Below are 14,485 nucleotides of genomic sequence, written 5' to 3'. Positions count from 1 at the left end.
CGATGATCCGCCTCCCGCGCCGCCCTCTCTTCTGGTCGCTTCTCCCGATGCTCACCGGTTTCGCATCGGACGGCTGGAGCGTCGCGCCCTCCGAATCCCAGGTCAAGGTGGCCTATCTCTACCAGTTCACCAAATTCGTCACCTGGCCGGATGACGCCTTCCCCCATGCCAACGCCCCGTTCGGACTCTGCATCCTGGGTGACGCATCACAGCTGCCCCTGTTCGCGCCGCTGCGCAAGAAGTCGGTCCAGGGCCACCCGATCGACATCCGCTTCCCCGAGGGAACCGAAACGCTCCACGCATGCCATCTGCTCTACATCACCTGGAACGAAGGGCGCCGGATCCCGGAACTCCTCGAGGCCGTGCGCGACAAGCCGGTGCTCACCATCGCCGATGATCCGGATTTCAACGCCCTGGGCGGAATGATCCGCTTTTTGCGTTTCAAGGAGCATCTGCGCTTTTCCATCCGGACCGAACCGGCCCAGCGCGCCGGTTTGACCATCCATGCCACGCTCCTGGAGGTGAGCCATGGGACCAGGTGAGGGGTTGATCGGCTGGTTCACGGATCTGTCGATCCGCCGGAAGCTCATGCTCATCATGACCCTGCTCTCCTGGGGCACGCTCCTCCTGGCTGCGGTGGCCTTTTCCATCGCCGAGTATCTTCAGGAGAAGGAGTCTCTGACCGAACAGATCCGCACCCAGGCCACGATCATCGCCTTCAACAGCCGCGCCGCCCTCGCCTTCGACGACCCGGAGACCGCGCGCCGGATGTTGAGCGCCCTGGAGGCCAACGACAACATCCACGGCGCCGCGCTCTACACCGCCGAGGGCAGGCTGTTCGCCAAATTCACCCGACCCTACCAGGACGAGGATCCGATCCTGACCGTGCCGACCAATCCCCTGGAAGCGTCCATCTCCTTCGATCGTGGCGAACTGACCCTGCGACAGCCGATCCGGCTGGATGAGACCCTGGTCGGGGCCATTCTCATCAACGCCCATCTGGACGAGTTCGGCGCACGGACGGTGGAACGCACCGTGATCATCCTGGCCATTCTGCTGGTGACCCTCTCCCTGACCTTCTTTCTGGCGCTCCGGATGCAACGGCTCATCATTCGACCGATCGAGTCCCTGCGCGCCGCGGCCAGCGCCATCGGCCAGGGTGACTTCGATACCCCGATTCCGGTCCACTCCCAGGATGAGATCGGGCAGCTGGCCCTCTCCTTCCGGCGCATGCGCCAGGATCTGGCGCGGGAGCGGGCCGCCCTGGAACAGGCCACCCGCGCCAAGTCCGTGTTTCTGGCCAACATGAGCCATGAAATCCGCACGCCGATGAACGCCATCATCGGCCTGACCGAACTGGCCCTCCCGCATCCCATGGAGGAGCGTACCCGTTCGTTCTTGCACAAGATCGCCGGATCGTCACGGGCCCTGCTGCGCATTCTCAACGACATTCTGGATTTCTCCAAGATCGAGGCCGGCAAGCTCGATCTGGAACACGCCCCCTTCACCCTGCGGGAGGTGCTCACGCATCTGGAAAATCTCTTCGCCGACCAGGCCAAAGAAAAGCGCATCACGCTCCAACTCGACAGCCCGGATCTGTATCCGGAACCGCTCATCGGGGATGCCCTGCGACTCGAGCAGGTGCTGTCGAACCTGATCGGCAATGCCCTCAAGTTCACCGAACCCGGCGACGGTCGGGTGACGCTGACCATCACCCCGCTGACCACCACCCCGGAGTGGATCGAACTGGCGTTTTCCATCCAGGATACCGGCGTGGGGATCGATCCGGAGCGGCGCGACCATCTGTTCGATGCCTTCACCCAGGCCGACAACTCGATCACCCGTCGCTACGGCGGATCCGGCCTGGGGTTGGCGATCTGCAAACGGCTGGTGGAGATGATGGAGGGTCGGATCGAGGTGAAGAGCACCCTGGGTCAGGGCAGCACCTTTCGCTTCACCGCCCGGTTCACCCCCGCCACCCCTGGGAACGCCTCGCGACTCCGGGAGCGAGAGACGGGAGGCGCGATCGATGCGCGGGAGGTGATCGCCCGTATCGGCGGCGCGCGGGTGCTGCTGGCCGAGGACAACCCGATCAATCAACTGGTGGCCATCGAGATCTTGAACGGATTGTGCCTTGCGACCGAAGTGGTCGAAAACGGGCAACTGGCGATCGAAAAATTGCATGCAGAGTCGTTTGATCTGGTGCTCATGGATCTGCAGATGCCGGTCATGGACGGCTATGCCGCCACCCGCGCCCTGCGCGCCGAAGAGCGGTTCCGGGATCTGCCCATCGTGGCCATGACCGCCCATGCCATGAACGGCGATCGGGCGTTGTCGCTGGCCCACGGCTTGAACGATCACCTGACCAAACCGATCGACAAACAGGCGTTGCATGCCGCGCTGCTGCGTTGGATCCCGCCCCGCGAGGGAATCGGCGCCGGCAGCGCGGAAAAACACCCCGCGCAACCGGTTCCGGCCTCCGAAACCCCGACATCCATCCCTGGCATCGATCTGGAAGCCGCCCTCGAACGGCTCAACGGCAAGTGGCCGTTGTTGCGGCGCATGTTGATCGATTTCGCCGCCCAGCATGCCGAGGCCCCGCAACAGCTCGATCGCCTGCTCGCCGATCCCGGAGCTTCCGACGCGGCCTTTCGCTACATCCACACCTTCAAGGGGATGGCCGGCAATCTGGGCGCGGACAACCTGCATGCCGTGGCCCGACGGATCGAGGTGGCCATTCGTGATCACGACCACGACCGCCTGCCCGACGCGCTGCTGGATTTCAGGCGCGAGCTGGCAGAGCTGCTGGTGACCATCGGCTCCCTGCCGGGAACGGCGGCGGTGGTGGAGGATCCTGGGATCACCACCGACCCCGGACCGGACCGTGACGCGTTGATTTCTCTGGTGCGTCCGTTGGCGGAGTCGATTCGCGGCAACGATTTCCAGGCGTTGGCGCAGCTCGAACAGCTCGCCGGGCTGGCGCGGCGCGCGGATACCGCTGCCCATTTCGAACGCATCGGCGAGGCCCTGGATCGTTTCGCATTCGAGGAGGCGCGCGGGGAACTGCGCCTGCTGGCCAAACATTGGGGGATTGCGGACGGAGAGTGGACATGAACGACATACCGACGCGCTCGCGCATTCTGATCGTCGATGATCTGCCCGGCAACATCAAGGTGCTCGCCGAACTGTTGAAGGATGAATACGACATCTCCATGACCACCAACGGTCCGGATGCGTTGCGCCTGGCCCAGGGGGGCAACCTGGAGCTGATCCTGCTGGATATCGTGATGCCGGGTCTGGACGGGTTCGAGGTGTGTCGGCGCCTGCAGGCCGATCCGCGTACCCACGGGATTCCGGTGATCTTCGTGACCGGTCAGGGGGACATCGAGAACGAGGCGCGCGGTTTCGCCTGCGGCGCGGTGGACTACATCACCAAGCCCTTCTCCCCGCCGATCGTGCGGGCGCGGATCAAGACCCAGCTCGGTCTCAAACGCGCCAGGGTCCAGATCGAAAAAAGCAACCAGGAGATCCATCAGCTCAACGACAATCTGGTGGCCGTGCTCGCCGAACAGAAGCGCGCCAACGAGCTGCTGAACCGGGCCGATCACTTCATCCGCGCCACCTTCGGACGCCATCTCTCCGAGGATGGGGTGTCCACCCTGCTCGACTCTCCGGACAGCCTGCGACTGGGCGGCGAAAAGCTCGAAGTGACGGTGATGATGTCCGATCTGCGCGGCTTCACCCTGTTGAGCGAGCGGCTCCCGCCCGAAGAGGTGGTGTCGATGCTCAACCGCTACCTGGAGGTGATGACCGAAATCATCCTTCACCATCAGGGGACGATCATCGAGTTTCTGGGGGATGGCATTCTGGCCCTCTTCGGCGCGCCGGTGGGTCGCCCGGACGATCCCCGGCGCGCCGTGGCCTGCGCGTTGGCCATGCAGCTCGCCATGGAGCGGGTCAATGCCGAAAACCGGCGGCGTCATCTCCCGGAGTTCAAGATGGGGGTGGGTCTGAACACCGGCATGGTGGTGGCCGGCAACATCGGCTCGGACAAGCGCGCCAAATATGGGGTGGTGGGGAGTGCGATCAATCTCACCGGTCGCATCGAGTCGTTGACCCTGGGCGGACAGATCTTGATCTCCGATGCCACGGCGTTGGCGTGCAGCGGAATCCTGACCATCGATCGGAGTTGGGAGGTGATGCCCAAGGGGGCTGGCAGGCCGGTGCTGATCCACCAGGTGTGTGGCATGGGCGCGCCGTATTCGTTACGGCTTCCCCAGATGACGCAGACGCCGTTGGCGCGCCTGGCCGAGCCGCTGGCGATCCGGGTGCGGGTGATGGAGGGCAAGCATGCCGGGCAGTCCGAGCATGATGCCGGGTTGACCGCTCTGGCCTTCCCCGAGGCGGAGATGCATTCCGGTCTCAAGGTGGAGCGGTTGACCAATCTGCGTGTCGAGCTGGTCGGTCAGCCGGTGGGGATGAGCGTGCTTTATGCCAAGGTGCTCACCGAGGATGACGGGGACGGGCGGCAGAGGATCCATTTCACCTCCACGCCGGTAGAGGCGGAGTGGTTCCTGCGGCGGCTGGCGGAAGAGGTGGAGAACTGAACGGGTCGGAGGGTCCGGGGGCGGCAACCCGCCCCCAGCGACCACCCGACGCCCCCTACCCCTTCGAGGTCAGCTGGAACACCCCATCCCAATCCGCAGGAGGCGGACTCTCCAGATACTCCTTGCAACGCTCCACATAGGTGCGCGACGGCCCATCCTCCGGAAAAACCCCCAACGCCGCCTCGAACCGCTCGATCGCCTCCCGATAGGCCCGCCGGCGATACAGCTCCAACCCCTGCATGTAAAAATCCAACAGCTTCTGCTGCTCCGCGGTCAACCTGCCCTTGTGGGCGAGCAATTGATAGATCGGCACCGGCTCCTTCTTGCCCACCACCCGCACCACGTCCAGCGGCCTGGCCTCCACATGCTCCCTGGCCTGCTCGTAGGTGGTGCCGGAGACCATGATGTCGGAGGCATAGAACTTGTTGGCCCCCTCCAAACGGGCGGCCAGATTCACCGCGTCACCCATGATGGTGTAGTCCATGCGCTGCTTGGAGCCCATGTTCCCCACCACCATCGGTCCGGAGTTCAATCCCATGCGCACGTTCAGCTTGGGACGTCCCTCGGCCACCAGCCGCTCGCGCATCTCCACCATGTGGGCGCCCATGTCCACGGCGGCCATGCAGGCCAGGGCGGCATGGTTGGGCTGATCGAGGGGCGCGCCCCAAAAAGCGATGATCGCATCCCCCTCGAACTTGTCCACCGTGCCGTCGTAGCGGGCGATGATGTCGCACATGGCGGTCAGGTACTCGTTGAGAAGCTGCACCAGTTCGTTGGGGGTGAGTTTCTCGGAGATGGTCGAAAAACCGGCCACATCGGAAAAATAGGCGGTCATCTCGCGCTGTTCGCCGCCCAGGGAGAGCTTGCTCGGATCCTTGACCAGGATGTCCACCACCTTGGGGGAGAGATACTGTCCGAAGGCCCCCTTGATCATCCGTTTCTGGCTCATCTCCAGCATGTAATAGCGGATGGTGATGGCCAGGAAACCCAATGCCCCGGCCAGCAACGGATAACTCATCGCCAACACCGTGTCCAGATGGACATAGGCGTAAACCGCCACCGCCACATAGACGAGAATGATCGCGAAAGCCAACAGGGTGCGCTTGAGGGGGTGCTGCATGGTGCCGGTGAGGAGCACGCCGATCATGAAAAGCAGCATGACCACGATCTCGACGTTGCTCGAGGCCGGACGCAGGGGCGCACCCTTCATCAGGGTGCCGATGATGTCGGCGATGATCTCGACCCCGTAGACCATCCCCACCGGGGTGTCGAACCAGTCGTGGGAGACCTCCGAGGTGTCTCCGACCAGCACCAGCTTGCCCTTCACCCACTGGGAAAGCTCCGCGCGTTCGCTTTCGTCCAGATCCTCGATATCCAGAAACTCCAGGGCCGACAGTCCGGATTGACTGAGGAACTTGTTTCCGGCGGGCAGTTGCGGAAAATCGATGTACAGCTCGTTGTTCTGGTTGAGCGGAATGGCGAGCCTGTCGCCCAGCAGCAGCTTGCCGTTCTCCAGACGCGGCTCCACCCCCCAATGCATGGCCACAGCCTTGACCGAGTAGGGCCATCCCTTCTCCTTCTGGGCGATCTCCGGATAGATCTTCAACCGCGACAGACTGGTGACGATGGCGCTCTGGGAACCGATGTTGGTGTAGCCGTATTCGCTCACCTCGGCGAGCCTGGGGGTGGCGCGGTTGAGTTTGACGAATTTCCCGTCTCGAAACTCCGCCTGGGCGACCAGCAGCACGTTGCCGGCCTCCTTGAGGAGCCGGGCGGTGGGGTCATCCTCCTGGTAGGAGCTGGGAAAGTCCATCAGCACGTCGAGGGCCACGGTCTTGGCGCCCAGGGCCTTGAGGTTGGCGGCGATCTTGCCCAGATCGGTGCGCCGCAGGGGGAAGCTGCCGTAACGCTCGAAGAACTTCTCGTCGGTGTTGACCAGCATGATCTCCTGGGAGGGGCGCATCTTCTGTGGATCGCCGTGACTCAAGCGCAACAGATGGCGGAAGGAGATGGTCTGCTCTTCCAGCAGGGCGAAGGTTTCGTGATACTCCGCCGGGATCATCAGGAGAAACAGGATGATCGTGGCCAGAATGTCGTAGCGGAACAGAAATCTCCCAAGACTTCCCATCAAGCATCTCCTTCGATCGAAAACATCTTCGCATGACGTTGCCGCGAACAGGGCCCGCCACCTTGGGGAGGCTGAACCGTGACGCACGGTCAAGAGTTGGCGACCCACCCCCTCGACAAGGCACCGTCAACCCTGTTGGGATCCCATGCGGATCGATGAACAAAACCACCCAAAAAAAAACCGCCCGAGGATGATGCCTCAGGCGGTGGTGCGATTTCAATGGCCCGTGACGCGATTTCCCTTCGGACGTCATGGCAATCGCCCGGAGGGTGCCGTGAAACCCCGCGCGGGCGTTCCACGGCAGGGGGATCCCCCCGGCATGCCAGTCAGGAGCGGCTCACTGCTCGGAGAGCATCTTCTGATACTGGGAGGCCTCTTCCTTCTGGAGATCCTTGAGGTTGAGGTCGTGATAGGTCTTGATCAGCATGGGCCGCATGTCCACGTCGGAGGGGTTGTCCTTGAAATATTTGCGGTACAGGTCCATGGCCGCGACCGTGAAGCCGCGATCCTCCAGGTAGGCGCCCATCATGAAGTCATCGCCCGGAGCCAGGGCCTGCATCTCCTTCATGCCCTTTTCCACCGGCTTGAGGGCCTCGCCCTCCAGCCAGTTGATGGTGCTGGGTTTCTTCGGCGCATAGACCTCCTGGCCGTTCTGCATCACCCGCACCAGGTACTCATGCTTGCCCGCGGTCAGTCCCGCCACCTTGTGGCGCACGATCTTGTCGCTGGAGGCTGCCACCGGGGTGGACTTGCCGTCGATGATCAGCTCATAGGCGTACTCGTTGCCGGCATTGGCCCAGGCCAGCTCCGGATACTGGGCGGAAAGGGAGATCTCCTTGACGGTTTCGAGCTTGACCACCTTTTCGGTCTTGTCCTTGTCCACGCTGCGCCGCACCGTGGTATAGCGCTCGGCCTTGGCGAAACGTTTGTCGAGATTCTCCAGAAGATCGCCGCTGCTCTTCTCCGGCTCGGAGAGGGTGCCGGAGACCTTTTCGATGTTGTCGGCGGTGATCTTGATGGCCGAGTTCGGTCCCAGGGTCTGGACGGTGCCGGTGGCCTGATTGATCAATTTGGTCGAACCGTCAGCCGCAGTGCGGAGTTGTTGGCCCTCGGAGAGCAGCTTGTTGCGCGTGACCGGTTTCCACTTGTCGCACTCCTTGCTGCAATACTCGACGTTGCCTTGGGCCTGCGTGGCCATGGCCACAGGATTGGCCTCTGCCCACGCCTGACCCGCAAGGCCAGGACCGGCGAACAAAAACGCCAGGGCCAGAAGAGGGAAGCGACGGTTGATCATGGGAATCTCCTTGGATTGATGATTTTAAAGTTGCGCTCGTGTCGTGCATGATTCCGGCGATCGCCAGCCACGCCGCGCGTCAAGGCCGCTCACGAGCGACGAACGGATACGGTTCATCTGTTGAATGACCCTAATGACAAACCACGCGGAAAGGAAAGTCAAGAAAATAGAAGCGTTCAAGGGTCTGGATGACCATTTGTTACACGATTCTTCAACCCGAAGACACGGATGTAACAAACTCTATCGAGACTTCCAGATTTGCGTTACCCCTCCGGTTTCGTGAAGGAATTCGTAACTTGACAGGATGGGGGGAGATCCCCCTCACCCCCCGTACCATGGGACTCCCTGAGAGGAGTTCCATGGTAACTTGCAGGATGGGGGGAGATCCCCCTCACCCCCCGTACCATGGGACTCCCTGAGAGGAGTTCCATGGTAACTTGCAGGATGGGGGGAGATCCCCCTCACCCCCCGTACCATGGGACTCCCTGAGAGGAGTTCCATGGTAAAGATACCGCAATGGTCCGTATCCTTTTGCAAGGAAAAATCCCTCAAGAGGGCGCAAGACGCTGCCGATCTGTATAGCAATGGATGAATTCTTCAACCGGATTGTGAGGTAGAGATATGGACATGGCACAGGTGTCGCCGGAATCCGCATCAATCCAAAGAACGGTCAAGGATGGCCGGGTTTCAGGCGGGGTGATGACCCTCGCAGCATCGCAGGCGCTTTCGGCAAGAGGCCAAAGCGAAAACGGAACAACCTATCGGGGACGCGACGTGGTGGATGTGGCCGGGCTGGAAGCGATCGGCGAAGCCATCCGTCAGTTCCGCGGCCAGGAGGCCCTGCCCATCCCGGAGTCGATGGGCAAGGCGATTCGCAGCCTGGTGCGGGAGGTCCTGGATGGACTGCCCCATGGTGGTGTTCTGGTGGTGTGATGCCGTAACGTTGACCCGCAAGGGGTCTGAAACCGAATAACCCAAATCGCCTTGCGCGCGCCGTGCTTCCTGAATCTCAAGAAGGTCCGACACGCGCAAGGCAACAATCCAACTCCAACGGCGGTATCGGCAACGATTGTTGTGGTTTTGAACCGCGATCAGCTCGAAAAGCGTCATGCCCGGCAAGGCCGCATGCAAAATACGAGCGTCGTTTCCAAAAATCGGAAACGACGCTCGTGAAGGCTGCGCGCGGCGCATTTTTCGCAAACGCGAAAAATGCTTCTTGTAAAGAGCGCGCTAAAAGAAAAATCTAAAAACAAAACCCTGGGAGAAGAATCTCCCGGACGCTCTCTTTTTTTTCAACCGCGATCAGCTCGAAAAGCGTCATGCCCGGCAAGGCCGCGCGGCGCAACGTGCCAAACCGCGATCAGCTCGAAAAGCGTCATGCCCGGCAAGGCCGCATGCAAGATACGAGCGTCGTTTCCAAAAATCGGAAACGACGCTCGTGAAGGCTGCGCGCGGCGCCTTTTTCGCACAAGACGCGAAAAAGGCTTCTTTGTAAAGAGCGCGCTAAAAGCATAAATCTAAAAGCAAAACCCTGGGAGAAGAATCTCCCAGACGCTCTCTTTTTTTTCAACGGTAAAAGCCGCCTGCTCCAGGCGGATCCGATTCGAGATCACCGGGATTCGTGGACCATCACATCACCGCCCCGCCTCCCCATCACGGCGGCATGCCCGCCAGACGAAACCCCATCAACGACAAACCCCGATCCGGCCAAAGACTGGCACGGTGGGTCGCCTTGAGCAGATTCCCCCCGGAAAGCAGCCCCCCACCCCGAAACACCTTGGCCGTGCCATGATCCGGCCCCTCGGGATTGCTGCCCGGACTGCTCCGGTAGTAGCTCTCGTCGTACCAGTCCCCGACCCACTCCCAGACATTGCCGTTCATGTCATGCAACCCCAGCCGGTTGGGCAGGCGCTGTCCGACCGGATGAAGAACGCCGCCGATGCCGGCATGCCAGGAAAACGGGGTGGGATCGTCATCCGTGCCGCAATGGCGTTTGGTGGCTCCGCGCTCCCGACAGGCGAACTCCCACTCCGCCTCGGTGGGCAGGCGAAAACGACCGCCCCCCAGACCGTTGAGCCGCTCGATGAAACGCCGGACATCGTTCCAGGAGACATTCTCCACCGGCAGATCGGACTGTTCGATGGTCTGCACCGGCAGGGAACCCATCACCGCGCGCCACTGGGCCTGAGTGGTTTCGTGGGTGGCGAGCCAATAGTCGTCCACGCAGACCGTGTGCGCCGGTCGTTCGGGCGGAAGGCCCTGGTCGTCACCCATGGCGAAACAGCCGCCGGCAATGCGGATCAGGGTGATGCCGGAGCGAGGCTCCCGCCAGGCGACGTTCACCTCCGGGATGGTCTCCAGAGTGCCGAGCCGCTCCGTGACGGTCAGACGCAGGGAATCGGCGGGCGGCGCGTCGGAAAGGGAGTCGCCGCGAAAGGCCTCGGACCACTGGCAACCGCCGAACGACAGCGCCAACACCAACAGCAGGAGGGGCGCCCCGCGCCGGATGGGAGTGTTCATCCCCGCTCCTTGCGCACCACGCGCCACAGAAAACGGATCTCGCGCATCCCCAGGACCCAGGCCCCGACCAGGTAGACCAGCCCGCCGCCGGCCAGCATCAAGGTGACGGCGAGGGCCTGCTGGAACGTGGAGATGCCACGGACCCAGAGGATCTCGCGCACCTGGTGAAGGAACACCCCCATGATCAGAGAGGCGACGATCGCCTTGAGGAGGGTGACGAACACCTCGCGACTGACGGTGATGCCGATCTTGGCGCGCAAGGCGCGCCACAGCAGGGCGGCGTTCAGAAAGCCGGTGAGCGAGGTGGCCAGGGCCAGTCCGACGTGTTTGAGGGGGAACATCAGCACCACGTTCAACCCCATGTTGATCACCAGACAGAGGATGGCGATGCGCACCGGGGTGCGGGTATCCTTCATGGCGTAGAAGGCCGGCGCGGTCACCTTGACCATGGCCAGGCCGGAAAGACCGACCGCATAGGCCAGCAAGGCATCGGCGGTGAGCCGGGTGGCATCCGGGGAAAAGGCGCCCCGTTCGAACAACAGGGCCAGCATCGGTTCGCGCAGCACGATCAACGCCACGGTGGCCGGCAGGGTGAGAAAGGTGATCACCCGCATGGCCAGCTCCAGATCGCGTTTGAAACCGCTCTCGTCGCCCTGGGCAGCCTTGGCAGACAGAAGCGGCAGGATGGCCGTGCCCAGGGCGATGGCGATCAGTCCCAGGGGGAACTCCAGCAGACGATCGGCGTAATACAGATACGAGATCGACCCCTCGGGGAGCCAGGAGGCCAAAAACAGGTCGAAAAGCAGGTTGATCTGCGCCACCGACACCCCGAGCACCGACGGTCCCATGAGGGTGAGGATCCGTTTGATCGACGGGTGTTTGGGATCCCAGCGAAAACGGAAACCGAGTCCCAGCTTGCGCAGGGCCGGCAGTTGGAAGGCGAGTTGCAGAATGCCGCCCAGGGTCAGACCAACCGCCAGTCCCATCACCGGGGGATCGAAGTGACGGGTGAAAACGGTGGCGCCCAGGATCATGCTGACGTTCAAAAGGATCGGCGTGGCCGCCGGCACGGCGAAACGCTTGTGACTGTTGAGAATCCCGGCGGCGAGGGCCGCCAGGGAGATGAAAAAGATATAGGGAAAGGTGATGCGCGAGAGCAGCACCGCCAGATCGAACTTCTCGGCGTCCGCCAGAAAACCGGGCGCGGCGATCATCACCACCCCCGGCATGACGATCTGGGCCACGGCCACCACGATCAGAAGCCACATGGCCAGATGGGTGAAGACCGCATGCACCGTGTCGCGGGTCTCGTTGGCATCCCCCTTGGCCAGATGATCGGCGAAAACCGGCACGAAGGCGGTGGAAAAGGCCCCCTCGGCAAACAGGCGCCTCAAGAAGTTGGGCAGCTTCTGCGCCACGAAAAAGGCATCCGCCCCCATGCCGGCACCAAAAGCGCGGGCGATGATCATGTCGCGAATGAACCCGGTGATGCGCGAAAGCAGGGTGAAAAAGCCGATCACCGCCGTGGAGCGGAGCAGCTGGGTGTGTCCGGAACGTTCCTGAGGGGCCCGCGGGCTGTTCAACGTGAAAAAACCTTTGACGAAAGAGGGTGAAATGGGATTAAATATCCTATTGCGCCCGTGAATCGATTTCAACGGGTCTTTTGGATGCAATCCCCTCGATTTCATTAAAGCGCCAGGATGCATCCCACGATGGACGCTTATTCTCGACGTTTTCAAGCATAGGGAGTTTTTTCGCAGTGGCCAATATCAAATCTTCCATGAAGAGCATTCGGCAAACCGCCAAGCAGAACAGCCGCAACCGTTCCGCCAAGTCGCGCATGCGCACGTTCGTCAAAAACGTGGTGCAGGCCGCCGCCGCGGGCGATCTGCCCCGGGCCGAGGAAGCGCTCCGCATGGCCACTTCGGTCCTCGCCGTCACGGCACGCAAAAAGGTGATCCACCCCAACTCCGCCGCGCGTCACACCAGCCGTCTCAATGCCCGCGTCCGCGCCCTGGCGATCCAATCCGCCGCGCACGCCGGCTGATCGAATCTCTCGAGCAAGAGCGGGGGCGTTGCCGGATTCATCCCGATCCGGCAACGTCCCCGCGAGCCGTGATGCACTTTTCCGAACTACCCATCCCCGAAGCTGTCATGGCCGGAGTCCACGCCTGTGGATTCACCGAGTGTACCCCCATTCAGGCCCAAACCCTGCCACTCTCCTTGGCCGGACGCGACGTGGCCGGACAGGCCCAGACCGGAACCGGCAAGACCGCCGCCTTTCTCATCGCCGCCTTCTCACGCCTGATCCGCTCCCAGGAGGCAGGTCACACCGTCACCCATGACAGCGTAAGCCATCCCCGCGTCCTGATCATCGCCCCGACCCGCGAACTGGCGGTGCAGATCGAAAACGACGCCCGACGCCTGGCCGTGGGACTCGATCTGGTCATCGCTGCGGTCTACGGCGGGGTCGATTACGAAAAACAGCGCCTCACCCTCGTCGAGGGACGGGTGGATATTCTGATCGGCACGCCAGGCCGGCTGATCGACTATTTCAAGCAGAAAGCCTATCGGGTCTCCGCCGTCGAGGTGCTGGTGATCGACGAGGCGGATCGCATGTTCGACATGGGGTTCATCGAGGATCTGCGCTATCTGCTGCGCCGTCTCCCCCCCTACGACCGGCGTCAATCCCTGCTCTTCTCCGCCACCCTCTCCTACCGCGCCCAGGAACTCTCCTACGAGTACATGGACTCCCCGGAGGTGATCTCCACCACCGTGGACAGCCGCGCGGTGGAACAGGTGACGCAAACCCTCTATCACGTCGAGGGACGACGCAAAATCAGTCTGCTGGTCGGACTGCTGCGCCGCGACCTGGCGGACGATTCCGGCGCCCAGACCGGACGGGCCATGGTGTTCGTCAACACCAAGCGCATGGGCGAACGGCTCAAGGAGTGGCTGCGCGGCAACGGCATCCATGCGGGCTATCTCTCCGGCGACGTGCCGCAGGCCAAACGGTTGCACACCCTGCAACGCTTCCAGGAGGGTCTGGTCCCGGTCCTGATCGCCACGGACGTGGCCGGACGCGGGTTGCACATCGAAGGAGTCACCCATGTGGTGAACTTCGACCTGCCCGAAAATCCCGAGGATTACGTGCATCGCATCGGGCGCACCGCCCGTGCCGGAGCCACGGGTGACGCGATTTCGCTCGTGGATGAAGATGGGGCCTACCATCTCGAGGCGATCTTCGCATACCTGGGAGCCGAAATCCCGTCCACATGGCCGGAGAATGAACTGTTCGTCCATCTGACCCGTCCGGCACCCCCGGCACCGGGTCCGGAAGGCGAACCAACCGGTCCGGCGTCCACGTCGGGACGGCGACGCACCCGTTCGGGGCGCCCCGGACCGGGCGAGAAACGGACACCGGGAGCTGCCAGGGTAACCAGGGCGGGAACGGACGCATCCAAGGCGGGAACGGCTCCGGCTGAAGCGGGAACGAACGCATCCAAGGCGGGAACGGCTCCGGCTGAGGCGGGAACGGACGCATCCAGGGCGGGAACGGCTCCGGCTGAGGCGGGAACGAACGCATCCAAGGCGGGAACGGCTCCGGCTGAGGCGGGAACGGACGCATCGAAGGCGGATGACACCGGGTCGAACGTGGCCGCAGGTGGCGAAGCCGGCGACGTGGCGACCTCGGAGGCCGCGCGCAAACGGCGCAGACGACGCCGCAAACCGGCGGGGGGGAGCGCTCCGGCAGCGGATGGTTCCGACACCGCCGGGGGTTCCGATCCCTCCGCTTGAGGGAAACTCACCGCAATCCGAAGCTCATCGCCAGCCGGTTGAAGGAGCGTCCGCGCAAACCGGAAACGGTCGCGGTCCTTGCCGACCGTTCCCGAATGCGGCGAATCCTGTATCATGGAACTCCCGAAGGAAGGTCCA

General features: G+C 62.7%; 10 protein-coding genes. 6 read left to right on the top strand and 4 right to left on the bottom strand.

All coding sequences use genetic code 11. From position 1 onward, the window contains the following. Positions 1-2 precede the first annotated feature (2 nt). From ACOY6C_RS15320 to ACOY6C_RS15310, 3 genes are read left to right on the top strand one after another with little or no spacing between them, the layout of a single operon-like run. Positions 3-542 (top strand): YfiR family protein, encoded by a 540-nt coding sequence (locus ACOY6C_RS15320; RefSeq protein WP_420906393.1) that lies wholly within the window; start codon positions 3-5, stop codon positions 540-542. After that, entirely contained in the window at positions 529-3,114 is a 2,586-nt protein-coding gene (locus tag ACOY6C_RS15315) for an ATP-binding protein (RefSeq protein WP_420906392.1), read from the top strand. Before ACOY6C_RS15320 ends, ACOY6C_RS15315 begins: the two co-directional genes overlap by 14 nt. Beyond that, positions 3,111-4,607 carry an adenylate/guanylate cyclase domain-containing protein gene (locus ACOY6C_RS15310; RefSeq protein ID WP_420906391.1) on the top strand — a complete coding sequence of 499 codons (1,497 nt, stop codon included), beginning with the start codon at positions 3,111-3,113 and terminating at the stop codon, positions 4,605-4,607. The genes ACOY6C_RS15315 and ACOY6C_RS15310 overlap by 4 nt, the downstream gene beginning before the upstream one ends. Before the next feature lie 55 nt (positions 4,608-4,662). Here the strand turns inward: ACOY6C_RS15310 and ACOY6C_RS15305 are convergent, their stop codons facing one another. Both ACOY6C_RS15305 and ACOY6C_RS15300 read right to left on the bottom strand, forming a co-directional pair. After that, complete coding sequence (locus ACOY6C_RS15305) at positions 4,663-6,735, bottom strand: CHASE2 domain-containing protein (RefSeq protein WP_420906390.1); 2,073 nt, start codon at positions 6,733-6,735, stop codon at positions 4,663-4,665. 337 nt (positions 6,736-7,072) lie between these two features. Continuing rightward, positions 7,073-8,029, bottom strand: a complete 957-nt coding sequence (locus ACOY6C_RS15300; RefSeq protein ID WP_420906389.1) for a DUF7354 domain-containing protein — start codon at positions 8,027-8,029, stop codon at positions 7,073-7,075. Between the two features lie 627 nt (positions 8,030-8,656). Here ACOY6C_RS15300 and ACOY6C_RS15295 point away from each other — a divergent pair. Continuing rightward, the gene (locus tag ACOY6C_RS15295; protein WP_420906388.1) at positions 8,657-8,962 is read left to right on the top strand and encodes a hypothetical protein; all 306 of its coding nucleotides are present in this window, start codon (positions 8,657-8,659) and stop codon (positions 8,960-8,962) included. Positions 8,963-9,682: 720 nt separating this feature from the next. Here the strand turns inward: ACOY6C_RS15295 and ACOY6C_RS15290 are convergent. Together ACOY6C_RS15290 and murJ are read right to left on the bottom strand one after the other, a co-directional pair. Then, positions 9,683-10,549, bottom strand: coding sequence for a formylglycine-generating enzyme family protein (locus ACOY6C_RS15290; protein WP_420906387.1), 867 nt, complete (start codon positions 10,547-10,549; stop codon positions 9,683-9,685). Next, positions 10,546-12,132: a murein biosynthesis integral membrane protein MurJ gene (murJ, locus tag ACOY6C_RS15285; RefSeq protein ID WP_420906386.1), complete on the bottom strand. Its 1,587-nt coding sequence runs from the start codon at positions 12,130-12,132 to the stop codon at positions 10,546-10,548. The genes ACOY6C_RS15290 and murJ overlap by 4 nt, the downstream gene beginning before the upstream one ends. A gap of 176 nt (positions 12,133-12,308) precedes the next feature. Here murJ and rpsT point away from each other — a divergent pair, with 176 nt between their 5' ends. Next, entirely contained in the window at positions 12,309-12,596 is a 288-nt protein-coding gene (gene rpsT, locus ACOY6C_RS15280) for a 30S ribosomal protein S20 (RefSeq protein ID WP_420906385.1), read from the top strand. A 71-nt stretch (positions 12,597-12,667) separates the two neighbouring features. Further along, a complete protein-coding gene (locus ACOY6C_RS15275) occupies positions 12,668-14,347 on the top strand; it encodes a DEAD/DEAH box helicase (RefSeq protein ID WP_420906384.1) in 1,680 nt (559 codons plus the stop codon). Positions 14,348-14,485: the final 138 nt, after the last annotated feature.

It is taken from the genome of Candidatus Magnetaquiglobus chichijimensis, from assembly GCF_045865675.1.
Lineage (GTDB): Bacteria > Pseudomonadota > Magnetococcia > Magnetococcales > Magnetaquicoccaceae > Magnetaquiglobus > Magnetaquiglobus chichijimensis.
Note: the sequence above shows the minus strand (reverse complement) of the source record. Positions and strands in the feature narration are given on the sequence as shown.

What these genes read in the sequence shown, in the direction of transcription:
- ACOY6C_RS15320 (WP_420906393.1), top strand. Translation starts at nt 3, where the DNA reads ATGATCCGCCTCCCGCGCCGCCCTCTCTTCTGGTCGCTTCTCCCGATG.
- ACOY6C_RS15315 (WP_420906392.1), top strand. Translation starts at nt 529, where the DNA reads ATGGGACCAGGTGAGGGGTTGATCGGCTGGTTCACGGATCTGTCGATC.
- ACOY6C_RS15310 (WP_420906391.1), top strand. Translation starts at nt 3,111, where the DNA reads ATGAACGACATACCGACGCGCTCGCGCATTCTGATCGTCGATGATCTG.
- ACOY6C_RS15305 (WP_420906390.1), bottom strand. Translation starts at nt 6,735, where the DNA reads ATGGGAAGTCTTGGGAGATTTCTGTTCCGCTACGACATTCTGGCCACG.
- ACOY6C_RS15300 (WP_420906389.1), bottom strand. Translation starts at nt 8,029, where the DNA reads ATGATCAACCGTCGCTTCCCTCTTCTGGCCCTGGCGTTTTTGTTCGCC.
- ACOY6C_RS15295 (WP_420906388.1), top strand. Translation starts at nt 8,657, where the DNA reads ATGGCACAGGTGTCGCCGGAATCCGCATCAATCCAAAGAACGGTCAAG.
- ACOY6C_RS15290 (WP_420906387.1), bottom strand. Translation starts at nt 10,549, where the DNA reads ATGAACACTCCCATCCGGCGCGGGGCGCCCCTCCTGCTGTTGGTGTTG.
- ACOY6C_RS15275 (WP_420906384.1), top strand. Translation starts at nt 12,668, where the DNA reads ATGCACTTTTCCGAACTACCCATCCCCGAAGCTGTCATGGCCGGAGTC.